The organism is Actimicrobium antarcticum, assembly GCF_039536745.1.
In the GTDB taxonomy this organism is placed as follows: Bacteria; Pseudomonadota; Gammaproteobacteria; order Burkholderiales; family Burkholderiaceae_D; genus Actimicrobium; species Actimicrobium antarcticum.
In genome coordinates, this window is sequence record NZ_BAAAZE010000008.1 from 486,745 (window position 1) to 509,614 (window position 22,870).

The 22,870-nt window shown below is 57.3% G+C and carries 26 protein-coding genes and 1 tRNA gene; 11 read left to right on the top strand and 16 right to left on the bottom strand.

Annotated elements, in window-relative coordinates; translation table 11 throughout:
* Nucleotides 1-30 precede the first annotated feature (30 nt).
* Together ABD720_RS10120 and ABD720_RS10125 are read left to right on the top strand one after the other, a co-directional pair.
* The gene (locus ABD720_RS10120) at nt 31-222 is read left to right on the top strand and encodes a DUF2970 domain-containing protein (RefSeq protein ID WP_344763157.1); all 192 of its coding nucleotides are present in this window, start codon (nt 31-33) and stop codon (nt 220-222) included.
* A 20-nt stretch (nt 223-242) separates the two neighbouring features.
* The gene (locus ABD720_RS10125; protein WP_344763158.1) at nt 243-1,103 is read left to right on the top strand and encodes a cytochrome c oxidase subunit 3; all 861 of its coding nucleotides are present in this window, start codon (nt 243-245) and stop codon (nt 1,101-1,103) included.
* A 68-nt stretch (nt 1,104-1,171) separates the two neighbouring features.
* Here the strand turns inward: ABD720_RS10125 and ABD720_RS10130 are convergent, their stop codons facing one another.
* A complete protein-coding gene (locus tag ABD720_RS10130) occupies nt 1,172-1,372 on the bottom strand; it encodes a twin transmembrane helix small protein (RefSeq protein ID WP_344763159.1) in 201 nt (66 codons plus the stop codon).
* 79 nt (nt 1,373-1,451) lie between these two features.
* Between ABD720_RS10130 and ABD720_RS10135 the strand changes: the two genes are divergently transcribed.
* From ABD720_RS10135 to ABD720_RS10155, 5 genes are read left to right on the top strand one after another with little or no spacing between them, the layout of a single operon-like run.
* A complete protein-coding gene (locus tag ABD720_RS10135) occupies nt 1,452-2,174 on the top strand; it encodes an SURF1 family protein (protein ID WP_344763161.1) in 723 nt (240 codons plus the stop codon).
* Nucleotides 2,161-2,787, top strand: coding sequence for an SCO family protein (locus tag ABD720_RS10140; RefSeq protein WP_344763162.1), 627 nt, complete (start codon nt 2,161-2,163; stop codon nt 2,785-2,787). Before ABD720_RS10135 ends, ABD720_RS10140 begins: the two co-directional genes overlap by 14 nt.
* Before the next feature lie 6 nt (nt 2,788-2,793).
* Nucleotides 2,794-3,906 carry a COX15/CtaA family protein gene (locus ABD720_RS10145; RefSeq protein WP_344763163.1) on the top strand — a complete coding sequence of 371 codons (1,113 nt, stop codon included), beginning with the start codon at nt 2,794-2,796 and terminating at the stop codon, nt 3,904-3,906.
* Between the two features lie 10 nt (nt 3,907-3,916).
* Entirely contained in the window at nt 3,917-4,804 is an 888-nt protein-coding gene (gene cyoE, locus ABD720_RS10150) for a heme o synthase (RefSeq protein WP_344763164.1), read from the top strand.
* Nucleotides 4,805-4,809: 5 nt separating this feature from the next.
* A complete protein-coding gene (locus tag ABD720_RS10155) occupies nt 4,810-5,436 on the top strand; it encodes an SCO family protein (RefSeq protein WP_344763165.1) in 627 nt (208 codons plus the stop codon).
* Between the two features lie 70 nt (nt 5,437-5,506).
* Here the strand turns inward: ABD720_RS10155 and rpoH are convergent, their stop codons facing one another.
* The 4 genes from rpoH to ftsY all read right to left on the bottom strand — a co-directional run bounded on the left by rpoH (nt 5,507) and on the right by ftsY (nt 9,331).
* Nucleotides 5,507-6,403, bottom strand: coding sequence for an RNA polymerase sigma factor RpoH (rpoH, locus tag ABD720_RS10160; protein ID WP_344763166.1), 897 nt, complete (start codon nt 6,401-6,403; stop codon nt 5,507-5,509).
* Nucleotides 6,404-6,634: 231 nt separating this feature from the next.
* Nucleotides 6,635-7,567, bottom strand: coding sequence for a cell division protein FtsX (locus ABD720_RS10165; protein ID WP_344763167.1), 933 nt, complete (start codon nt 7,565-7,567; stop codon nt 6,635-6,637).
* Nucleotides 7,564-8,238, bottom strand: coding sequence for a cell division ATP-binding protein FtsE (locus ABD720_RS10170; protein WP_344763168.1), 675 nt, complete (start codon nt 8,236-8,238; stop codon nt 7,564-7,566). Before ABD720_RS10170 ends, ABD720_RS10165 begins: the two co-directional genes overlap by 4 nt.
* Before the next feature lie 52 nt (nt 8,239-8,290).
* Nucleotides 8,291-9,331, bottom strand: coding sequence for a signal recognition particle-docking protein FtsY (gene ftsY, locus ABD720_RS10175; RefSeq protein WP_344763169.1), 1,041 nt, complete (start codon nt 9,329-9,331; stop codon nt 8,291-8,293).
* 188 nt (nt 9,332-9,519) lie between these two features.
* On the opposite strand from ftsY, the gene rsmD reads away from it, so the two are divergent.
* From rsmD to ABD720_RS10190, 3 genes are read left to right on the top strand one after another with little or no spacing between them, the layout of a single operon-like run.
* On the top strand, nt 9,520-10,182 hold the full coding sequence (gene rsmD / locus ABD720_RS10180) for a 16S rRNA (guanine(966)-N(2))-methyltransferase RsmD (protein WP_344763170.1): 663 nt from the start codon (nt 9,520-9,522) through the stop codon (nt 10,180-10,182).
* 38 nt (nt 10,183-10,220) lie between these two features.
* Nucleotides 10,221-10,709 carry a pantetheine-phosphate adenylyltransferase gene (gene coaD, locus ABD720_RS10185; RefSeq protein ID WP_344763171.1) on the top strand — a complete coding sequence of 163 codons (489 nt, stop codon included), beginning with the start codon at nt 10,221-10,223 and terminating at the stop codon, nt 10,707-10,709.
* 13 nt (nt 10,710-10,722) lie between these two features.
* Complete coding sequence (locus ABD720_RS10190) at nt 10,723-10,983, top strand: YfhL family 4Fe-4S dicluster ferredoxin (RefSeq protein WP_344763172.1); 261 nt, start codon at nt 10,723-10,725, stop codon at nt 10,981-10,983.
* 10 nt (nt 10,984-10,993) lie between these two features.
* On the opposite strand, the gene ABD720_RS10195 is transcribed toward ABD720_RS10190, so the two are convergent.
* Both ABD720_RS10195 and ABD720_RS10200 read right to left on the bottom strand, forming a co-directional pair.
* Entirely contained in the window at nt 10,994-12,103 is a 1,110-nt protein-coding gene (locus tag ABD720_RS10195; RefSeq protein WP_344763173.1) for a GGDEF domain-containing protein, read from the bottom strand.
* 119 nt (nt 12,104-12,222) lie between these two features.
* The gene (locus ABD720_RS10200) at nt 12,223-13,122 is read right to left on the bottom strand and encodes a YihY/virulence factor BrkB family protein (RefSeq protein WP_344763174.1); all 900 of its coding nucleotides are present in this window, start codon (nt 13,120-13,122) and stop codon (nt 12,223-12,225) included.
* A 325-nt stretch (nt 13,123-13,447) separates the two neighbouring features.
* On the opposite strand from ABD720_RS10200, the gene ABD720_RS10205 reads away from it, so the two are divergent.
* Complete coding sequence (locus tag ABD720_RS10205; protein WP_344763175.1) at nt 13,448-14,461, top strand: HDOD domain-containing protein; 1,014 nt, start codon at nt 13,448-13,450, stop codon at nt 14,459-14,461.
* A gap of 72 nt (nt 14,462-14,533) precedes the next feature.
* On the opposite strand, the gene ychF is transcribed toward ABD720_RS10205, so the two are convergent.
* From ychF to ABD720_RS10250, 9 genes are all read right to left on the bottom strand, one after another.
* Entirely contained in the window at nt 14,534-15,625 is a 1,092-nt protein-coding gene (ychF, locus tag ABD720_RS10210; RefSeq protein WP_344763176.1) for a redox-regulated ATPase YchF, read from the bottom strand.
* 67 nt (nt 15,626-15,692) lie between these two features.
* Complete coding sequence (locus ABD720_RS10215) at nt 15,693-16,796, bottom strand: patatin-like phospholipase family protein (protein WP_344763177.1); 1,104 nt, start codon at nt 16,794-16,796, stop codon at nt 15,693-15,695.
* Nucleotides 16,793-17,380: an aminoacyl-tRNA hydrolase gene (gene pth, locus ABD720_RS10220; protein WP_344763178.1), complete on the bottom strand. Its 588-nt coding sequence runs from the start codon at nt 17,378-17,380 to the stop codon at nt 16,793-16,795. Before pth ends, ABD720_RS10215 begins: the two co-directional genes overlap by 4 nt.
* Before the next feature lie 150 nt (nt 17,381-17,530).
* Nucleotides 17,531-18,169, bottom strand: a complete 639-nt coding sequence (locus ABD720_RS10225; protein WP_344763179.1) for a 50S ribosomal protein L25/general stress protein Ctc — start codon at nt 18,167-18,169, stop codon at nt 17,531-17,533.
* 184 nt (nt 18,170-18,353) lie between these two features.
* Nucleotides 18,354-19,304: a ribose-phosphate pyrophosphokinase gene (locus tag ABD720_RS10230; RefSeq protein ID WP_344763180.1), complete on the bottom strand. Its 951-nt coding sequence runs from the start codon at nt 19,302-19,304 to the stop codon at nt 18,354-18,356.
* 127 nt (nt 19,305-19,431) lie between these two features.
* Nucleotides 19,432-19,508 (bottom strand) — tRNA-Gln (locus ABD720_RS10235).
* A gap of 75 nt (nt 19,509-19,583) precedes the next feature.
* Nucleotides 19,584-20,432, bottom strand: coding sequence for a 4-(cytidine 5'-diphospho)-2-C-methyl-D-erythritol kinase (gene ispE / locus ABD720_RS10240; protein ID WP_344763181.1), 849 nt, complete (start codon nt 20,430-20,432; stop codon nt 19,584-19,586).
* Nucleotides 20,433-20,440: 8 nt separating this feature from the next.
* A complete protein-coding gene (gene lolB / locus ABD720_RS10245; RefSeq protein WP_344763182.1) occupies nt 20,441-21,061 on the bottom strand; it encodes a lipoprotein insertase outer membrane protein LolB in 621 nt (206 codons plus the stop codon).
* The gene (locus ABD720_RS10250) at nt 21,061-22,851 is read right to left on the bottom strand and encodes a tetratricopeptide repeat protein (protein WP_344763183.1); all 1,791 of its coding nucleotides are present in this window, start codon (nt 22,849-22,851) and stop codon (nt 21,061-21,063) included. The genes lolB and ABD720_RS10250 overlap by 1 nt, the downstream gene beginning before the upstream one ends.
* Nucleotides 22,852-22,870 lie beyond the last annotated feature (19 nt).

The following is a 22,870-nucleotide window of genomic DNA, read 5'->3' on the forward strand; positions in this document are numbered from 1 at the left end:
CAGGATACGAACAACGTAGTAAAGCGGAAGATGTCTTTTTTTGCCACGATGAAGGCTGTGTTCTGGTCTTTTTTCGGTGTCAGGAAAGGCAAGGACTCTGCCCATGATGTGGAAAACCTGAATCCGATTCATGTGGTCATTGCCGGCGTGCTCGGCGCATTGATCCTGATTACGATACTGATCCTCATCGTGAAGCTGGTACTGTCAAAAGTTATTATTTAAATTTGGTTCAGGAGATGTGAATGAGTGCTCAACAAGCTGGCGCGTCAAGTTATTTCATACCGGGCCCTTCCCGGTGGCCAGTGATGGCAGGAGCAGCATTGCTCGTTACGATGCTCGGTGCATCCGGCTGGGTCAATGGCACCTCGTGGGGCATGCCGCTGAACATGGCGGGTCTGCTGGCAGTGATCTTTGTGCTGTATCGCTGGTTCGGTGATTCGATTGCCGAGTCCGAAGGCGGCAAATACAGTGCCCGCATCGATGTCTCGTATCGCTGGAGCATGGCGTGGTTCATTTTTTCTGAAGTGATGTTTTTCGCCGGTTTCTTTGGCGCCTTGTTTTATGCACGCAGCATCACGATGCCGTGGCTGTCGGACCTGGACCACAAGGTGCTGTGGCCGGACTTCGCCGGTCAGTGGGGCAGCATCGGACCTGCCGGAACAGTCGAGCCATTTACGTCGATGGGTCCGTTTCCGATCCCGACCATTAACACCGCATTGCTGCTGTTATCCGGCGTGACCCTGACGATCTCCCACCACGCCATGCGTGCCGGACATCGCATGCAGACGGCGGCCTGGTTGTTCGCTACCATCATGCTCGGCGCGACGTTCATGGGCTTCCAGGTGTATGAGTACATGCATGCTTACTCGGAACTGAACCTGAAGCTGACATCTGGCATTTACGGTTCAACGTTCTTCATGCTGACCGGATTCCACGGATTCCATGTGACGCTAGGCGCAATCATGCTGTCCGTCATCCTGTATCGTGTTCTGAAGGGACACTTCACTGCGGAGCAGCACTTTGGCTTCGAAGGCGCTGCCTGGTATTGGCACTTTGTCGACGTGGTCTGGCTGGGCTTGTACGTCGTGGTGTACTGGCTGTAACGCGTTCGCCTCGCCGATCTGGCAAAAAAAGCCGCACCTCGGTGCGGCTTTTTTACTGGGTGTGCAGTCTAGTGCAAGCCAGTCGGCTGTATCCAGCCCATCCGGTATGACACTAGCAGCAGTCCGAACATCAGGATGGAAAATCCGACGCGCATGGCGAGTGCATATACGGTGCGGTTGGTCTTGCCCTTGTCTCTCATCAGAAAGACGAATGCCGAGCCGAGGCTGCCAAGTATCAGGATGAAACCGATGGCGATGAGGATTTTCATGGTGCTGTCTTGCCGTGTGCCGCCCCGACGCAGTACATGCGAAGCAGCAATTCGTGGCCTGTGTTAAAAGTTGATTGTAATGCGAATCCGATTCCACTTCCGCCTCATTCCCTTCGTTGCTGCTTCCCTTCTGGTGTTGCTAGGCATTGTGCTAGGGCAATGGCAGACGCAACGGGCACTCGCAAAGCAGCAGATCGAGACCAGTCTCGCAGCGCGCGCAGCAGCCCCTGCTCTCGTGCTTGGAGAGAACCTCGTCAAGCCTGAAGACGCCGAATATCGCCGCGTCAACGTGCGCGGTCATTTTGTTGCGGACTGGCCGGTCTATCTCGATAATCGACCGTACAACGGACGTCCGGGCGCGTATGTGGTGATGCCTTTCAAAATCGACGGCAGCTCGCTGCATGTCCTGATCGAGCGCGGCTGGATTCCGCTGAATATTGCAAATCGCAGTAAAATTTATCCGTTTCAGACGCCCGCCGGTGACGTCGACATCAGCGGAATCGCGCGCCGTCGATCCGGTCATGTAATGCAGTTGGGTAGCCCGGCACCGCTAACGCGTGGCGCCATGGTGCAGAACCTGGATCTGGCGGAGTTCGCGCAGGCATCCGGCATGACACTGCAGCCTATCCTGATTGAACAGGCAGCAAGCCCGAATGACCAGCAAGAGGGTTTGGTGCGCGACTGGCCGAAGCCATCGAGTGGCATCGACATGCATCGTGGTTACGCATTTCAATGGTACGCACTGGCCTTGATGGCATTTATCTTTTTTGTAGTGACAGGATTTCGACGTGAAGCAAAATAAATTATCTCCCGCTGCCATCACCCCGCAACAGGCGCAGCAATCGTCAGGCCGCTGGAAACTGTTTGCCGTATTCGCGGTCTGCGCGTTTCCGCTGATTGCGTCCTACTTCACGTATTACGTGATCAAGCCGCAAGCACGCACCAATTACGGTGACTTTATCGACTACATGGTGCATCCGATACCGGCCGACCTGAATTCGACGGCGCTCGATGGCAAGCCAGTTGCCTTGAAAGAGTACGAAGGCAAATGGATCATGTTGCAAGTCGATGGCGGCGCCTGCGCAGAACCTTGCAGCAAGAAGCTGTACGACATGCGCCAATTGCGCCTGACTCAGGGACGTGAGCGTGACCGTGTCGAGCGCGTCTGGCTAATTACGGACAAAGCTCCCCTGGACACCTTGCTGATGCGCGAATTTGACGGCACCCGCTTGTTGCGGGTGGATGCCGCAGCGGTGGCCCGCTGGCTGCCAGTGGAGGCGGGCGGCAACGCCGCAGATCACATTTATCTGATCGATCCGCTTGGTCGCCTGATGATGCGTTTCCCGAAAGATCGCGATCCGAACCTGATCAAAAAAGATCTCGGCAAGCTGCTCAAAGCTTCCAGTATTGGTTAGCCCGCGATGCTGATTCAACTGGGCATCATGGGCCTACTGGCCGCGATACTGCCGCTGACCATGGTGTGGGTATCCTCCGATGCCAACAAATATCGCAAGCTGGCCGCAGTGACGTTGTTTCTGACGTTTGACCTGATCATCTTTGGTGGCTTTACGCGGCTGACCGATTCGGGCCTGGGTTGCCCTGACTGGCCCGGCTGCTACGGCCATGCGAATCCGTTTCAGGCACACGAACATATCAGCGCTGCACAAAGCGCCATGCCCACCGGGCCCGTTACCGTATTCAAGGCGTGGATCGAAATGATCCATCGTTATCTGGCGATGGGTGTTGGCGTGCTCATCGTCTCGTTGATGGTAATTGCGTGGCTGCGCTGGATCAAGTCGGCACGACGGCATGCGCGTTTCGCACCGGCCATGCCGACGCTACTTTTTCTGTTCGTCTGTTTGCAGGGGGCGTTCGGCGCATTCACGGTCACCATGAAACTGCAGCCGATCATCGTGACTTGCCACCTGTTGCTCGGCCTCGGATTGCTGGCGATGCTGACCTGGCTACATGTCCGTCAGCGCGAACATCCTGCGTTATCGCCGACGGCAGTCTCGCTGCGTGGGCCGGCGTTACTGGGGGCGCTGTTGCTGTTCGTTCAGCTTGCGCTGGGTGGCTGGGTGAGTACCAATTATGCCGCGCTGGCGTGCACTGATTTTCCGACGTGCCATGGCGTCTGGCTGCCACAGATGGACTTTGAAAATGGCTTCACGCTATGGCGCAAACTGGGTATGACAGCCGACGGCGAGTACCTGCCGTTTCCTGCCTTGACAGCGATTCATTACGTTCACCGCAGCTTCGCTTTTGTGGTCGCGGCAGTGCTCGGATGGCTGGCACTTCGCGCCATGAAGATTAGCGGGATGCAGGTTGTGGGTCGCTGCCTGCTTGCCGCTCTGGCCGTGCAGCTCTGCACCGGATTGGCGACGGTCTACTTTAACTGGCCGCTGGCGATCGCGGTTCTGCATAACGCGGGTGCGGCACTGCTGGTGCTGATACTCACCATGTTAAACTACAAGACCCGTCTCGCACCCCACGGTGCGCCAGCTTCCATTGCCCGACCGCCCACGGCGTACTGACCCTGACCGAATGACCACGCTGACCTCTTCCCTGCCGAACCGTTTTGCCCAGTACTGGGCGCTGACCAAGCCGCGTGTGACCCAACTCGCGGTGTTCTGTGCCGTCATCGGCATGTTCCTGGCGACTCCGGAGTTGCCAGACTGGCGCATCGCTGTTCCCGCCACCATCGGTATCTGGTTGCTGGCCGGCGCCGCATTTGCGGTCAATTGCCTGGTCGAACGCGAGATCGATTCGCGCATGGCGCGTACGGCACGTCGACCGATGGCGCGTGGCGACATCACGGTGCCGCAGACCTTACTATTTTCGGGCGTCATTGGCGGGATCGGAACCTGGGTGCTGTATCACTTTGTCAATCCGCTGACCATGTGGCTGACGTTCGCCACCTTTGTCGGTTACGCCATCATTTACACGATCATCCTGAAACCGGCGACACCGCAAAACATCGTCATCGGCGGACTGGCCGGTGCGATGCCACCAGCGCTAGGCTGGGCTGCGATTGCCAATGATGTACCGATGCAGGCATGGATACTGGTATTGATCATTTTTATCTGGACGCCGCCGCATTTCTGGTCGCTCGCGCTGTATCGTCGTGATGATTATGCGAAGTCGGGCTTGCCGATGCTGCCGATCACGCACGGCATGGTATTTACCCAATTCCATATCTGGTTGTACACAATTGCCTTGGTCGCAACCACCTTCCTGCCGTATGCGGTGAACATGAGCGGATTGATCTATCTGGTCAGCGTGATACTGCTCGACATCGTCTTCATGTGGTACGCATGGCAGGTCTATCGCCACTACACCGACCAGATTTCGCGCAAGATGTTTGCGTACTCCATCCTGTACCTGGCGCTGTTGTTTGCTGCGCTGCTGGTCGACCATTACTTTAAAATCTGAATCCCATGCGCCTCATTCAATCACTTTTGTTAGTTCTTGCGCTGGCTACAGTCGCAGGCTGCGAGCCAGCATCGACCACCAGCGGCGGCGATATGAAGTTTTCGCCGGTTACCAGTCAGTTCAAGAACACCGATGTCACCGGTCTCGAGTACGCGAAAGATTTTGCGTTGACGGACCACAACGGCAAGCCGCGCACGATCGCCGACTTCAAGGGCAAGGCCGTGCTGATTTTTTTCGGTTACACGCAGTGTCCTGACGTGTGCCCGACCACGATGGCTGAAATGGCTGCCGTCATGAAAGAGCTGGGGCCGCTGGCGGACAAGGTGCAGGTGCTGTTCGTGACACTCGATCCGGAGCGCGACACGCAAGCCTTGCTATCCAAATACGTGCCCGCTTTTGACCCACGTTTTCTGGGCTTGTACGGTGACAAGGCGGCAACCGAAAAAGTCGCGAAGGACTTCAAGATATTTTTTCAGAAAGTGCCTGGCAAATCGGCCGACAGCTACACCATCGACCATACCGCCGGCAGTTATGTATTTGATGCGCAAGGCCGTGTACGTTTGTTCGTGCGTCACGGTCAGGGTGCAGCACCGATCGCGCATGATCTGAAACTGCTGCTGGAAGCACCCTGAAATAGCGGGTCGCGAATAAAAAAAGGCGCTCGTCAAAGCGCCTTTTTTATTGCGAGAACAGCCCGCTACATTATTCGAACGCCGTCAACGTTCCCTTCATTTTTTTCAACGCAACCACCTCGATCTGGCGAATACGTTCGGCAGAGACGCCAAACTCTTTTGCCAGTTCATGCAGCGTCGCACCTGATCCATCATCATTGGCCAACCATCGCGATTCAACGATCCGGCGCGAGCGGTCATCCAGTTTGCCCAGTGCCTGTGACAAGCCTTCGCTCTGTAACCTGTCGTATTGCAATGCCTCCAGCACGTTGGTTGGCTCGTTGCGGTCGGAGGACAAATAGGCAATCGGTGCAAATTTGTCGTCTTCGTCATCGGTTGGCGCTTCCAGTGCGATGTCACGGCCTGACAGCCGCGTTTCCATTTCAACGACTTCTTCGCGTTTGACGTTGAGTACCAGTGCCAATGCATCCACCTGTGCTGGCGTCATCGAATCGAGACCGACTTTGTGGCTGCGCAAATTGAAAAACAATTTGCGCTGCGCCTTGGTCGTGGCGACCTTCACCAGGCGCCAGTTCTTCAGGATGTATTCATGCATCTCGGCCTTGATCCAGTGCATTGCATACGACACCAGTCGTACACCTTGATCCGGATCGAAGCGCTTCACGGCCTTCATGAGGCCAATGTTGCCCTCTTGGATCAAGTCGGCGTGCGGCAAGCCATAACCCAGGTAACCACGGGCAATCGACACGACCAGACGCAGGTGCGATAGCACCATACCTTGCGCAGCGCCGAGATCGTTCTGATCCCGCAAACGTCGCGCCAGTGACATCTCTTCTTCGTGCGTCAGCATCGGGAGACGGTTGACAGCGGAAATATAGGAATCGATGTTGCCCAGCGTGCCGGTGAAACCAAGCGCCAAGGCGTTGCCCGGAGGGACCATTGCAGTTTTTGTAGCAGATGCTTCCATTATTTCTCCTTGCTTCCGTATAGGAATGGGCCGGTGGGTAAAACGATCCGGCCAGTGACGGCAACCATATTAGCACTCTCGCTAAATGAGTGCTAATGGCCATCGTTGAAGTTCCACATAGGTATTCACTATGAGCAGAGACTGCTAGTGACTGATCGCTGATCAGGTTCGCGCGAAAGTACTTGGAGTCCGGGCAACCGGGAAGGTTGCATGATTAATGATACTAACGGATCAGTGATCCGAGGCAGATGCCAGGTGGCGAGAGACGGAGAGCACTGCGCCGGCGAATCCCAGTAACGCGCCCAGTATCAGGAACAGTACCGTGGCCATGGAATCGAGCGGCACAAGCCGGAATTCCGATGCGTACAGACGAGCAAATTCAGCGACAGCTGTGTTGATCGGACGCAGAGCCAGTGCCACCAAAACGGTTGCAAGTCCGGCAGCGCACACGCCCAGCAGTGCACCTGTGTAGTAAAAGGGACGGTAAATGAAGGCGTCGGTGGCACCAACCAGTTGCGACACCATGATCTCTTCACGCTGCGTCAGGACCTGCAGGCGTATCGTATTGAACACCACGGTAACCACGACAATTCCCAGCGTAGTGGCCAGAATCAGCAACACCACAGTCAGCAAATGCACCAGCGCCGACAAACGTTTGATCCAGGCAGAGTCCACTTGAACATGTTCGACGCCTGGCAGCGCTTGCAGGCTGGCAGCAATGGTATCGACTGCGGTCGCTTCGGCAGCACTCTCGAAGCGCGGCAGTTTGATCAGGTAGCCGTCCGGGAGTGGATTCGCGCCGAGTATCGCCAGTGCTTCGGATAGCCCTGACTTTTGCTTGAGAAGGTCAAGTGCCTTTTCGCGCGGCAGAAATTCGATTTTTCCTGGTCGCTTGTTCTCCACCAGGATTTTCTTAATGCCCTGTCCGAGTGACAGCGCGTCGCTGCGCGAAAACGTCATGTCCAGGAACACGCTGATTTCAGGCTCGACGACCAGTTCTGCGGACAATGGTCGCAAGTTCTCGAGAACCGTCAGTCCGGTCAACGGCAGGGCGAATGCAATGGCAATCACCAGTGCATTGAGTAAAAAGCTCACTGGCGCACTGATGGCATTCCGGAAGGCCTGGTGCAACGCAAAAAAATGGTGACGCAGCCAGGTGTTCATGCGCTCGCCCCAGACGGCCAATGGTCGGTCAATTGGCCGTGTTTCAAATAAATCACCCGACCGGCCGCACCAAGAATCTGTTCGTCATGGCTGGAGACCACACACGTCACACCGGCACCGTGGAATGACCTGAGTGCATCAAGAACCAGATTGGCGCTCTCGCGATCCAGATTCGCAGTCGGTTCGTCCGCCAGGATAATTTTTGGACGATTCACGATGGCGCGGGCGATAGCCACGCGCTGTTGTTCACCACCAGACAACGACAGTGGCGCCGCCAGTGCTTTGTCGAGCAGCCCGACCCGATCCAGCGCGGCGCGCGCACGTCGCTCCGCATCGCTGCCGGAGGCGCCGCAGACCAGCAGTGGCAGCATCACGTTGGCCAGTACGGTGCGGTCCTGCAACAGGCGTTGTTGCTGCAGGATCAATCCAAGATTGCGTCGCAGATACGGCAAACCGGAGCGGTTGAGCTTGCCGACATCCTGACCATTCACGCGCACAGCGCCGGCCGTCGGACGTTCGATCGCCGCAATCAGCTTCAGCAGCGTTGACTTGCCGGCGCCGGATGGGCCCGCCAGAAAAACCATTTCCCCATCGGCGATCTCCAGTGAGATATCGGCCAGGGCGGTGGCTTCGCGTGCATAGCGTTTCGTGACGTGCTGGAATTCGATCATCGGTCAGTAGGCGTCGGTGTGGGCTTGGGTTTGCAATGCATGTGCCAATCGATCAGTCACTCGCGTCACCCAGCAGGGCGGTGACAAATTCTTCAGCATTGAACGGTTGCAGGTCTTCGATCTGTTCACCAACGCCGATGAAGTACACCGGTATTGGCCGCGTTCTGGCAATCGCGGCAAGAACGCCTCCCTTGGCGGTGCCGTCCAGCTTGGTCACGACCAGGCCGGTCAAACCGAGGGCATCGTCAAATGCCTTCACCTGCATCAACGCATTCTGTCCGGTGTTGCCATCGATGATCAGCAGGATTTCGTGCGGCGCATCGGCCATGGCCTTGGCCGTCACGCGCTTGATCTTCTTCAGCTCTTCCATCAGGTGCAATTGCGTAGGCAAACGGCCGGCGGTATCCACCATCACCACATTGATTCCCTTGGCGCTGGCGGAATGCACGGCATCAAACGCGACTGCCGCGGGGTCTCCCGATTCCTGGGCGATGACCGAGACATTGTTGCGCTCGCCCCAGATCGTCAATTGCTCGCGTGCCGCCGCACGAAACGTATCGCCCGCAGCCAGCAAGACCGATTGTCTATGCGCCTGAAGGTGCTTGGCCAGCTTGCCGATCGTGGTGGTTTTGCCGGCACCGTTGACACCGGTAATCATCATCACCATCGGTTGATGACGGCCGAGTTCAAGCGGTTTTTGCAGCGGCTCCAGCAGCTTGATCATCAATTGACGCAGCGCTGATTTCACTTGCGCAGCCTCGGTCAGTTTCTGATCCTTGACGCAGCGTTTTAGTTCGGTGAGCAGGAACTGGGTGGCGTCGACGCCGGTATCGGCCATTAGCAATGCGGCTTCGAGTTCCTCGTAAAGATCGTCATCGATGCGTGCACCAATGAACAGGGTAGTCAGGTTGGAGGACGTCTTCGACAGACCACTTTTGAGACGCGCCAGCCACGAGCGTTTTGCTTCTGCCGGCGCAATGGCGGGAAGGGCAACGGGAGCATCCTCCTCTATCGGCGCTTCGACGACTGGCGCGGCGATTTCGGGGACGGAATCAAGTTCTGGTTTGGGGTTTTTTTTGAAAAAGCTGAACATCGCAAGTTGGGTGTAGGGGCTTCGCAGAACGGCTGCGCACGCAAAACAACGTCGAGCGCCATTCTAACAGAGCATGTAACCGCCGAATCTGCTGCGCAGCGCAGGATCGATGGTTAAAACTCGCTATACTCCCGATCCGATGACGCCGCGGCATGAACTGGCGTACCGAACCTCTCCATAAGATAGCCATGCCAAAAAAGCCGACCCAAAAACCCGCTCCCAAGCCGCGTCAACGACCCGTATTGGCCCATCAGGTACGCATCATTGGCGGCGACTGGAAACGCACGCCACTGCCGGTGCTGGACTCCGCAGGTCTGCGCCCGACCCCGGATCGCGTGCGCGAGACGGTCTTTAACTGGCTGACGCATTTGCTGGATGGTCAATGGACTGGCGTGGCGTGCCTTGATCTGTTTGCCGGTACCGGCGCACTCGGTTTTGAAGCCGCCAGTCGCGGTGCCGCACGGGTGCTGCTGGTTGAAGAAAACCAAGCCGTGGTGCGCCAGCTTGAAGCGAGCCGGGATAAATTACACGCGGGTCAGATCACTATCCTGCGCGGCGATGCCCGTACGATGGCGCAGGGTTTGCAACGTCGCCTGACCGGCCCGGCCGACCTGTTCCAGGTGATCTTTCTGGACCCGCCGTTCCATGCAGAATTATTGCCGGCGATGTTGCCCTTATGCGCGGATTTGCTGGCCGATGGCGGATTGGTCTATCTCGAAGCCGGTCAGGCACTCGACAACGAGAATTTGCCCGAGTGGCTCAACGGCTGGCAAGTGGTCCGTGCCGATCACGCCGGCATGGTTTTTTTCCATTTGCTGCAGCGCCAGAATCGCCCGGAAATTGAGGCATAATGCGGTTTCCAAAATAAGTGACACTCCAGGGAGCTACGATGGTCACCGCCATATATCCAGGTACATTTGATCCACTCACGCGGGGTCATGAAGATCTGGTGCGACGTGCTTCCGGACTCTTCGGGAAGCTGATTGTTGGCGTCGCAGACAGCAAGAACAAACGACCGTTTTTCGATCTCGAAGAACGTTTGACGATTGCCAATGAAGTACTGGGTCACTATCCGAACGTGATCGTAGAAAGCTTTTCCGGCTTGCTGAAAGATTTCGTGCGCCGGCATGACGCACGCGTCATCGTGCGCGGATTGCGGGCAGTATCGGACTTCGAATATGAATTCCAGATGGCGGGCATGAACCGGTACCTGTTGCCGGAAGTAGAGACTCTGTTTCTGACACCGTCCGATCAGTACCAATTCATCTCCGGCACCATCGTGCGCGAGATCGCCATTCTTGGCGGTGACGTGTCGAAATTTGTTTTTCCGTCAGTTGAAAAATGGCTCAAGGAAAAAATCGCAGCAGGGCAGGAATAACGGAGTCCGTACCATGGCATTGCTGATTACCGACGAATGCATCAATTGCGACGTGTGCGAGCCGGAATGCCCGAACGACGCGATTTTCCTCGGGCCGGAAATCTACGAGATCAATCCGGCCAAGTGCACCGAATGCGTCGGACACTACGATGAACCGCAATGTCAGCAAGTTTGTCCGGTCAGTTGTATTCCGTTTGACCCTGCCTGGCGAGAAAGCAAGGACGAGCTCCTGCTGAAATTCGACCGACTGCAACACGCAAAAAAATCTGCTTGATTTCTGTAAGCTACCCGGCCTTCGCGGCCACGTTGCCGATCACCTGATTGCGGCCGCCTTCCTTGGCCTGGTATAGCGCTGCATCGGCGCGGGCAATCAGTTCACTGGCGATTTTTTCAATCGAACGGGCGGGTTCGGTCGCATTCAGTTCGGCAGCGCCTATCGACACGGTCGCACGCAGCTCTTCCTCGTTAGACAGCACGACTGGCTGGTCCGCGATACTGGCGCGTATCCGCTCTGCAACCGCCAGCGCATGGGTCAGTGGCGCATCGATCAGCAGTACCACGAACTCCTCTCCACCGAACCGTCCGAGCGCATCGCTGAGCCGTAATTCGGCCTTGATGCGCGCCGCGACCTGTTGCAGGACCTCGTCGCCGCCCTGATGGCCGACGCTGTCGTTGATTTTCTTGAAATGATCGATGTCGATATACAGGCACGACAATGAAAATTCCTGCCGCCGGGTGCGACCGATTTCCTCCCGCAAACGCAGTTCCAGATAACGGCGGTTGTTCACGCCGGTCAGCGAATCGGTCAGGCCGATACGTTTCAGGCGTTCATTGTTGATCACGTTTTCGAGGCAAATGGCGATGATCGATCCGAGGTGTTCAATGAAGTCGGTCGCCATGCCGTTCGAAAACCGGCTGTCATGCAGACTGCCCAGACTGAGGAAGCCTATCAGGCGTCCCTGGCGCATCAGAGGCACGATCGCCATGCTGACCGGCGTCAGCACCTGTTCCGGAAAGAGCGCCCCGTATTTTGCTGAATTGAACTTGCCCAGAAAGGGACTTTTCAGTGCCACCAGCGACAATCCCAGATCGGCCTCGCGATCACTGAACAACAGGTTTGGGAATTCGGATTGATCGATCGCCAAATCGGCCATGATGCGACGAATATCGTAGTCGGCATCGCTCAGGCAAAGCGTGACCACATCCAGCTGGGATGATTCGGACAAGGTATCGAAAATGCTGTCGACCAATTCGCGCAATCCATTGGCGGCAATGAATTTCAGATCGAATTCCTGATGTCGGCGCATGATCTGCTGGTTACGCTTCGCCTGTTCCAGAAGCTGCACCAGGCGGTCACGCAATTGCATGTTTTCAGTGACCAGCTTGTTGGGCATTCTTGGCGGTTCCGATCAGGCAGTAAAAGTAGTTAAATAAACATTGGCATGATGTTATCAGGCAAATACTTCCTTCTTGGATACTATCTTTTGTAATGCCGAATATCTACTAGTGGTTGCTATTTGATCGTGTGTATTGACGCATCCGTTGGTTGCCCTGACTGACCAATCCGCTCGAATTCGGAGATTACCTGGCCGCCAAACAGCAGGAAGGTGGCGGCAATTTCGAGGCTTAGCAAGACGATGATCGCCGTGGTCAGCGAGCCATACACCAGGCTGACCTGAGACAAGGTCGAGAAGTACCAGAGCAAGACATGGCGCGTCAGTTCCCACAGCACCGTCGCCGTGATACCGCCTATGAGTGCATGTCGCCATGACAGGCGGCCAACCGGCATGACGAAATAGATCGACGTCAGCACCAGGATTTCACCCGCGACTCCCAGCAGATACAGCAGCAATCCCGACACGCCGTGCAGCGACCATTGATAGCCGAGAAATTCCACGCTCTCTTCTCCGAGTGCCTGCAACGTGCCCGACACCAGCGTCACCAGTAACAATCCGATGCCGAGGAACAGGATGTAGCAATACGGCAGCATCGCAGAGACCAGGAAGTGACGACGCCGGATTGCCACCCGGTGCACGAAAATCACCGACATCGCATTTTCCAGCACCGTGAATGCCAGCGAACTGAAAAAAAGCATGGTCCCCAGCAGGACCCAGCCAACGACATCCCGGTGTTCCAGAAACTGCGCCAATTCGCCAACGATAGCGCCCGATTGCCCCGGTACCAGCCATTCCAGATAGCGGCCCAGCGTGGCCAGCAGTTCTGCCTGATTTACCAGATGCGATAGTGCAATGACCGTCAGGATCAGCAATGGGACGATCGACAATAAGGCGTAATAAGCAACCGCACCGGCCAGCAACAATCCTTGATTCGCGCGGAATGCGCGCAGGCTTTGCAGCGCAAACCGGCCTGGATGAAGAAGGACATAGCGTACCTGGGAGGTGACGAGTTGCATGGTGAAGCCATTTAATGTGGGTGCGACATGATGGGGATCTACGCTCACGCGGGTTCTGCCGAGCGCGCAGCGCGGTCATCATATAGCGATAGTGTTCCTCGTACCTGCCCGTTCTCTGTCTGGTTCGGCGTCAGCGGTTTTCAAGGCAACAACACAGACCTGAAATTCGGCTTGTTCTGGCAGGGCATGAAGGTATGATCAGACCAGCATGTCTGTTGTCTTGATCCAAACTTTCAATCCGGTCTCGTCGAAAAGTTTCTTTATGCTCACATGGTTGCGCAGTTTTTTTAGCTCGCAGGGCAGGGCCATTTCTGGCAGCGGCGATATGGTCGTTCCTCCTGCTGTGGACGTGACCGTTTCCGTGGTCGAAAACAAAACCGACGCCGACACAGGTGTCGTCAACGCCTACGGTATCTCCTGGATGCAACGCAACGAAGTCACTGCTGATTTTACGCACTGGCTATTCGATGCCAATGATGAGGCCGGGATTTTCGTTACGCCAGCAGAAAAAAGAGTGCTGGAAGAACTCGGTCGTATTGTTGAATCACCCCAGTCCGGTAGCAATTTGGTGCGTCGTCTGCCCGGTGTTCTTCCGCAATTGCTGCAAAGCCTGCGTTCGGACACCTTTTCGGGTGCGGCGCTGGCGCGCATGATTTCGCATGATGTCGTCCTGGTGGCGGAGGTGCTACGGCTAGCCAACCATACATCGCACGGGGTCAAGGAAGCCATGACCAGCATCGAGCATGCGGTGCTGGTTCTCGGTCAGAGCGGGTTGCGACAACTGATCAGTGGTGTGGCGTTCAAGCCGATCATCGATCTGAAATCCGGCCATTTCACACGCAGCATCGCGCCGCGACTCTGGCAACAATCAGAGCAATGCGCACTCGCAAACCGGCTATTGGCCGAACATGAGCATGTCAATGCGTTCGAGGCGTTCCTGGCCGGGCTGATCCAGAATGTTGGGCTGATCACTTCCTTGCGGGTCCTGGATCAGGTTGCGGAAGGCGATACCACGTTGGGTTCCGCCAGCTTTTGCAACACGCTGATCGAACACGCCCGCAACTTCTCGTGCAGTATCGCAAGGGAATGGCAGTTTTCAGAGGCGATCACGACGGCCATCGAAGAGCAGGGCAGCAAGTACAACCTGGCCAGCATGTCACCGATGGGGCGCATCCTGTCTAGCGGCGATTTTCTGAGCAAGGTGCAATTACTGGAAGCGCATCAACTGCTACGCGCGGATGCGACCAGCAGCCTGTCACCGCTCGCATCGGCCTGTTTGCAACAGCTAGGCCAGGCAGCGTTGATGCCGGAGGTCGCTGCGGTACCTCCCGGCGCATAAAAAAATCCCGCGACAAAGCGGGATTTTTCAAGACCGTGCCGACATTCGCCAGGCAGGGATCACGGCACGCATCTAGACATTGAACAGGAAGTTCAGCACGTCGCCATCCTTGACCACGTACTCTTTGCCTTCAGCGCGCATCTTGCCGGCATCCTTCGCGCCCGCTTCACCCTTGAAAGTAATGAAATCGTCGTACGCGATCGTCTGGGCGCGGATAAAGCCGCGCTCGAAGTCGGTATGAATCACGCCGGCTGCCTGCGGCGCGGTATCACCGACATGGATGGTCCATGCCCGTACTTCCTTGACCCCCGCCGTGAAATACGTCTGCAGGCCCAGCAATGTGTACGCCGCACGGATCAGCCGATCCAGGCCGGGTTCCGCCATGCCCATGTCGGCGAGGAATTCGGTCTTGTCGGCGTCGTCCAGGTCAGAAATTTCGGATTCGATCGAGGCGCAAATCGCCACTACGGGCGCGTTCTGTTTTTTTGCGTAGTCATTCAACTGATCGAGCAACGGATTGTTCGTGAAGCCGCTGTCCGAGACATTGCCGACATACATGGCAGGCTTCGCCGTAATCAGGCACAGCGGCTTGATCAGCGCCATTTCTTCGGCATCGAGCCCCATCGCACGCACCGGCAACGCCAGGTCCAGTTGCGGCATGATGCGTTCCAGAATTGCCACCAGCTTGGCGGCATCCTTGTCGCCGGAACGGGCTTTCTTGCTCTCGCGATGGATCGCCTTTTCGACGGCAGACATGTCCGCCAGCGCCAGCTCGGTCTGGATCACTTCGATATCGTCGAGCGGATTGATGCGGCCTGCGACGTGGATCACGTTGTCATCTTCAAAGCAGCGCACCACATTGACGATGGCATCGGTTTCGCGGATGTGCGCGAGGAATTGATTGCCCAAGCCTTCGCCCTTCGAGGCGCCTGCGACCAGGCCGGCGATGTCGACGAATTCAACGGTGGTCGGCACCATCCGTTGCGGCTTGACGATCTCCGACAGCGCATCCATGCGCGGGTCCGGTACTTCGACCATGCCGACGTTAGGTTCGATGGTGCAGAAGGGATAATTTTCGGCCGGGATACCGGCCTTCGTCAGCGCGTTGAAGAGGGTGGATTTGCCGACGTTCGGGAGACCGACGATGCCGCATTTGAGACTCATGATGTGTGCTTTGCCAAAGAAAAAATTCAGAGCGCTATTTTACCGTAGCGTGGCGGTGTCGCCGCAATTACAGCGGCATGACCAGCGCCGGATCTGGCCGCGCGATAAACGCCGCGAGTGCATCACGCAGTCGCTGACCCGCGCGGATCGCCGTGCGCCAGTCTGCGATGCGGGCAGCATGATCCAGCCCGTGGTGCATGAAGTCGCTGCGATCGGGCAGCTTCTGGCGCGGGAGTGCCTGCAGGAAGCGTTGTGACGGGCTGATCAGGATCACGTTATCGAGCCAGTGACGGTGCGTGCCACGACCGGCCCGGCGCCAGCACAATGGCTTGTCGAGCCAGCCCGGCACCAGATGGTTCGTGAAATGCGGGTACAGCACCAGGCCGCCTTCCGGTTGCCCTGCGAGACGCGCATACGGCAGCGCCAGGTGGTAGTCGATCAAGCCGCCATCCCAGTAGGTCCCGGGAGGCGCATGCGGAATCGCCGTGACAGGCGGCATGATGAAGGGCAGCGTGCCCGATGCCAGTAATGCGGTGGCGAGATTGTCCTGCTGCAGCGGGGCAAAGCGGGTATCGAAGGCATCGAATGGTGTTGCTAGCCACGGCGTCGGTTGTGCGCTGAAAATAACGCGGTCAAGATGGCGCGCGAGCAGCTTGCGCGAGGCGAGGTTGGCCAGTGTCGCAGTCGCAAATCCGGCCACTGTTTGTGCGCTGCGCGTGGGCTGCTGCAACAACCCGCGACCGCGCGAGACCAGAATGTTGAGCTTGTGCTGCGGATGGTCGACGATCTCGTTTTCGTGACCGCCGACAAAGTCCTGCAAAATCCTGATGCAGACCTCGCTGACCAGTTGTGGTGACGGCTTGCGCGGATAGCGCTGTTCGCAATACAAGTCGCCGAGCCGCTGGAATGCGGACGCCGGATCTGCATGGCACGCAGCAGCCATACGCCACGCACCGATCGATGCACCGATCAGCGTGCGCTGGCGCGGTGCTTGTGGCAGCCACTCGCCAAAGAGAAACTGATCGATCGCTTGCAGGATCAATCCCTTGGGGCCGCCGGCAGCGCCTGCAATGGCGGCCACGTCACCAGCGCGCAAGCCGTGACGGCGCAGGTGGTCGAGTGCTGCCGGACCGGCCTGTATGGTCAGCACGCCGTCGCTGCCCATGCTCATTGGGCAGTATGCAGTCGCATGGTTGCGGCATCGAATTTGCCGTCACACAGCATCGGGATGATATCGATGCTCTTTGCGATCGCGTCGTCCAGCAAAGGTTGTTCTTCCTTGCGCGGCCTGTGCAGCACATAGTCGGCCACCGGCTGTTGCGAGCCCAGCGTGCGCGGATGGCCGATACCGATGCGCAAGCGCCAGTAATCTTGCGCGCCGAGCGCGGCGGTAATGTCCTTGAGTCCGTTATGGCCACCGGAGGAGCCGCCTTTTTTCAGGCGCGCGGCGCCCGGTGACAGATCGAGTTCATCATGCACGACCAGCACTTCCTCGACGGCAATTTTGTAAAAACGCGCGAGTGCGCCGACCGATAGTCCGGAACGGTTCATGAAGGTTTGCGGTTCCAGCAACCAGATATCCTGGCCATTGATGGCAGCCCTGGCGGCGAGCGCATTGAATCGCGTTTCACGTACAAGATTGCAGCGAGCAATCCCGTTGGCCAGGTTGTCGACCAGCCAGAAGCCGGCGTTGTGACGGGTTTGTTCGTACTCGGGTCCCGGGTTGCCGAGACCGACGATCAGGCGTATGGCCATAGTGGTATTGAAATGGAAACAATGATTGTAAGCCGGGACAGCAAGCGGCAGCGCGCGAGCACAGTGCGTAACGACATGCATCCTGCATGAAAAAACCCGTCGCAAGGGACGGGTTTTTTGTGGGCCGGGAAAATACCGGACCAGAGAGAATTACTTCTTCTCAGCAGGTGCGTTTGCAGCGGCTTGGGCAGCGGAAGCAGCAGCGTCAGCAGCTTCTTCGACTTTACCGGCAGGGATCGATGCAGCAGCAATCGTCGGATTGTCGTCGCCACCATGGATCACGGCAGTCACGCCCTTTGGCAGTTGCAGATCGGCCAGGTGAACCGACGTACCGATTTCCAGCGCGCCCAGGTCAACTGTCAGGAACTCTGGCAGGTCTGCTGGCAGGCAGGTGACTTCCAGCTCGCTCACGACGTGGCTGATGATACCGGACGACAGCTTGACGGCTGGCGATACATCCGCGTTGATGAAGTGCAGTGGCACCTTGACGTGGATCTTCTGGCTGGCGTCAACGCGCTGGAAGTCAGCGTGCAGGACCAGTTGTTTGTAGGCGTGGACCTGGAAGTCGCGCAACAGAACTTTTTCGACTTTGCCATCGATTTCGAGGTCGAGGATAGACGAGTGGAATGTCTCTTTTTTCAGCGCGTGATACAGCGCGTTGTGGTCGAGACTAATGTTGACCGGAACGCCACTACCACCGTAAACGATGCCTGGGGTCTGGCCTGCAATGCGCTGGCGGCGGCTCGCTCCGGTCCCCAGTGCTGTGCGTGCAAATGCGATAACTTTCATGTAAAACTCCAATGGTTGCAAGGACTGGCCTTGCGATGAAAATCCCCCGCGACCAGGGGATTTGAAAACGGATGCGTCAAGCGCATCCGGGGTTTGGTAGTGACTACAGCGGGCGGTTTGTGGCCGCTGCTGCGTATTCCACCAGCCTTCGCATTACTGCAAAGGGGTCAACGTTCTTTGCAACTTATTCGGCAAACAGTGACATCACCGAATCGCCGGTACTGATGCGCTTGAATGTTTCTGCCAGCAACTCTGCACAGCTCAATTGCCGGATCTTTCCGCAGGCACGTGCTGCTTCCGACAGAGGGATCGTGTCCACGACCACCAGTTCATCCAGCGTGGATGAGGTGATCCGCTCGATTGCCGGGCCCGACAGAACCGGATGCGTACAGTAGGCAATCACTTTTTTGGCGCCACGGTCTTTCAGTACTTCCGCTGCCTTGACCAGAGTACCTGCGGTGTCGACCATGTCATCCATGATCACGCAGTTGCGACCTTCGACTTCACCAATGATGTTCATGACTTCGGAGACATTGGCTTTCGGGCGACGCTTGTCGATGATGGCCAGGTCGCAATTGAGGCGCTTTGCCAATGCCCGGGCGCGGACGACGCCGCCGACATCCGGGGACACCACGAGCAGGTCATCATAATTCTTGGCAACCAGGTCGCTAAGCAGGATAGGCGATGCATAGATGTTGTCGACAGGAATATCAAAGAATCCCTGAATCTGGTCTGCATGCAGATCCATGATCAGAACCCGTTCGACGCCGGCTTGCTGCAACATGTTGGCGACGACCTTGGCCGAGATGGCGACACGGGCCGAGCGTGGACGACGGTCCTGACGGGCGTAGCCGAAATACGGGATCGCTGCGGTGATGCGTCCGGCGGATGCACGTTTGAGCGCGTCGACCATCAGCATCAGTTCCATCAGGTTGTCATTGGTAGGAGCGCAGGTCGACTGCAGCACGAACACGTCCTTGCCACGCACGTTCTCGTTGATCTCGACGACGATTTCGCCATCGGAAAACTTTGAAACGACTGCTTTGCCAAGTTCGATGCCAAGTTGCTTTGCAACTCCTATGGCGAGATCCGGATTTGCGTTGCCGGTAAAAACCATCAGGTTATCGAGCGCCATTGTGGGGTTCCTGGAAGCAGTCGTTAAAAAAATTAAACAGCAAAATAAAAAGCCGCCAAGGCCCGACGTTTCAGTCTTGCGTTGGCGGCTAGCGTATCTATTTTATTATTTTTTTCGTTTCGTTCAATGGCAGGGGAAGAAGGATTCGAACCTTCGAATGCTGGAATCAAAATCCAGTGCCTTAACCGGCTTGGCGATTCCCCTACGCAACCTTGCTTTTGATGTGGTGCCGACGCTGACCTACGCGTTGTACGACCCATCAAAAAAATTTCATTTACTTCACTGCAAATGCGACAGCGGGTGTTCATCGAGAGCCCGTGCGATCCATGCTCTCCATTTCTTCGGTACTGATGCAAGCACTGCTTCGGCTTCATCTCTGGTCTCGAAGGCGCAAAAAACGCACGCTCCGGAACCCGTCATTCTTGCTGTTCCATGTTGCCCCAGCCAATCGATGGCCTCGGCAACTGCCGGAAACAACTTTGTCGCCACAGCTTGCAAATCATTCCTCCCGTTGCGAATGTATGCCCCGGAAAAGTCCAGCATTTTGACGGGTTTCGAATTCCTTGTCAATTCAGAAGATGCAAATATTGCTGCGGTCGGAATAGACACGCCGGGCTCGATGACAACAAACCAATGATCCGGTGTATCGATACGCATCAACTGTTCGCCGACGCCCTCCGCAAAAGCATTGTGGCCGAACAGGAAAAAAGGGACGTCGGCACCGAGCTGCAGGCCAAGCGCCATCAATTGCGAACGGCTCAGTCCGGTCTGCCACAAATAGTTCAGTGCGAGCAGCGTGGTGGCCGCGTCGGAAGATCCACCGCCTAGACCGCCACCCATCGGCAGGTTTTTCCGGACAGCGATATTGGCGCCGTTGTTGCTGCCGGTGGCCTGTTGCAGCAGGCGCGCTGCGCGCACGATCAGGTCGCTGTCGTGCTCCACACCGGCAACAGCGGTAGTGCGCAGGATGACACCGTCGTCCCTTGTATCAAAATCCAGCGAGTCGCTGCGATCGATCAGCTGGAAGGCTGTTTGCAGCAAGTGATAGCCATCGGCCCGTCTGCCGGTCACGTGCAAAAAAAGATTCAGTTTGGCCGGGGCAGGGCAATTGTGCAGGACGCGCGCCATCGGCGGACTCAACCCGGTTGCCAGCTGTCGATCACGATCCGCAGTCCGACATCGCCTGCCTGTGGCGTTGTGCGTGACAGGTCGATGCGCTTTGGCCGTGCTGGCAACGCAGGGTCACTCGCTTCCCAGCTGACGTATTGCAACTGCCAGCCGTCGTTCGTCACGATGGGCGTCGTGCTGGTCGACGAGGCAGTCACGCGTTCACCGGCGACATTGGTGGCCTGGCCTTGCAGCCAGTCACGCAATCCGGCCAACGGCAGCGGCCAGCCCAGAGCCTCGGTTGCCAGTGCATCGGGGTCGGCAGCGGTACGCGTAGGCTGCCCCGCCTGCGACAGCGTGGACTCCGCCGGACCGATGGTGATGGTGGCCAGTGTCTGCCCTAACGGCGAGCGCAGCGTGACGAGCGTGTTCCCGGCGCGTTGCGACCAGCTGAAGCTGCCGTGGACGGCTTCTTCCTTGCCATTGTTCTGATATCGCACCGAAAGCCGACCACCCAGCTCGATGCTCGTGACCGGACGGACGGTCGTGGCCGGCGATGGAAGAGACGGAGGCGGTGCCAGGCTGGCACAGCTGGTCAGCGCACTGCCGACCAGTATTGCGGTACAGGCAACCCGCGCCAGACCAGCCATCACAGCTGTACCTGAAGTCGTGCCAGCGTACTCTTCAGGGAATCATTTTTGGGGTCCTTGGTGCGGGCATCGCGCCAGAACTTCTGGGCGTCGGATTTTTGACCGCGGACCCACAGTACTTCGCCCAGATGGACCGCAATTTCGGCATCCTGACGCAGCGTGTAGGCGCGGCGTAACAGATCTTCCGCTTCCTGTAATTTGCCTTGGCGGTACTGGACCCAGCCCATGCTGTCGAGAATGAACGGGTCGTTCGGTGCCAGTTTCAAGGCCTGTTCAACCAGCTTGGCGGCTTCCGGCAAACGCAGGTTGCGCTCGGCCAGCGAGTAGCCCAGCGCGTTGTACGCGTGCTGGTTGTCCGGTGCCAGTTTGATGACGGTGCGCAGCGCAGTTTCCATCTTGTCGAGGACATTGGATTTTTCAGCGGCCATGGCGAAGTCATAGAGCAGGTCGATGTTTTCCGGGAAACGGCGTGTCCCAGTTTCGAGGACCTGAAACGACTGCTGCTGCAAGTTGGCATCGCGCAGAATTTGCGCATCGGTCTGGATCACCAGGATTTGTTCGCGTTCACTGTCGCCTGACAGGGTTGCCAGTAATTGACGTGCCGAAGCGAGTTGCCCACCTTGCGCCATCAGTTGGGCACGTTTGAGCTGTGCGCCGAAATACGCTTCGCCTGGTCCGATCTGCGCCAGATAGATAAGCGCGCCGTCGATATCCTTGCGCTCTTCGGCGATCTGCGACAGCACCAGCAGCGCTTGTGCCGGATCGCGCGCTGAATCGGGTTGCTCGGCCAGCAGCTTCAGGTACGTCGTCAGGTATTTTTCGGCTTGTTTGAAATCACTGGTTTGTGTGCTCAGGATGCCGAGTGCAAACAGGGTGGTCAGGTCGTCCGGTTGTGCAGTGAGCAGGGTTTCGAATTCGACGCGCGCTTTGGCATACTGGTTTTGCTCGACCAGCATGCGGCCATAGGCAATGCGCACTTCGCGGCTTGCCGGGTTTGCTTTCAGAAACGCCTTGAGAGACTGAAGAGCTTCATCCTTGTCAGTAATTACCTGCGCCAGCGTCAGTGCCGCAATGTCCGAGTTCGGCCTGGCATTGAGTGCCGTCACTGCTTCGGCGCGTGCACGAACGCTGTCATTGCTGGCGAAGGCGGCCTGGGCCAGCGCGATGTGTGCTTCGGGAAGATCAAGGTAGGGAGCCGACAATTTCTCCATGATCACGAAGGCTGCCTTTTTGTCCTTCACACGCAATAGCAAACGCTGAATCTGCAACAGCAGGATGCCACGGCTTTGCGGGCGGACATCACGCAGGCGTTGCTCGAATACTTCCTGTACTTCTGCCAGGTCGTCACCGATCAGGATCAGGCCAAGGTAATACTGGGTGGCTTCTTCGGAGGTTGGCGCCAGTGCGCGCCAGAGTCGTATTGCGGCCAGCGCTTCGTCGGGCTGTTTGGCACCGATCGCCATTTCAGCGGCGCGCCGTGCCAGGCGCGGGTCCGCGGTTTCCTTGGCGGATGCCAGCATGCTGGCGTAGGCCGGTTGCCATCCGCCGCGCTGGAAGGAGATTTCCGCAGTCAGTATCTTGAACATCAACTCTTCCGTCAGTTCGACCGACGGAAGGCCTTCGTTGGCGCGCTTTTCTGCGGCAGTTTCATCGTCCTCGGGTGTGGCGGCTATGAATGCGGCAGGTGGCGCTTCTGCAGTGACAGCGTAGGCCGGCGACGTCACACCGGGAAGCCCGGCGCAGGCGGACAACATGGTCGACAGCGTTACAATGGCGAGTGCGATTTTCAAGTGGGGATCCTGGCTGTTC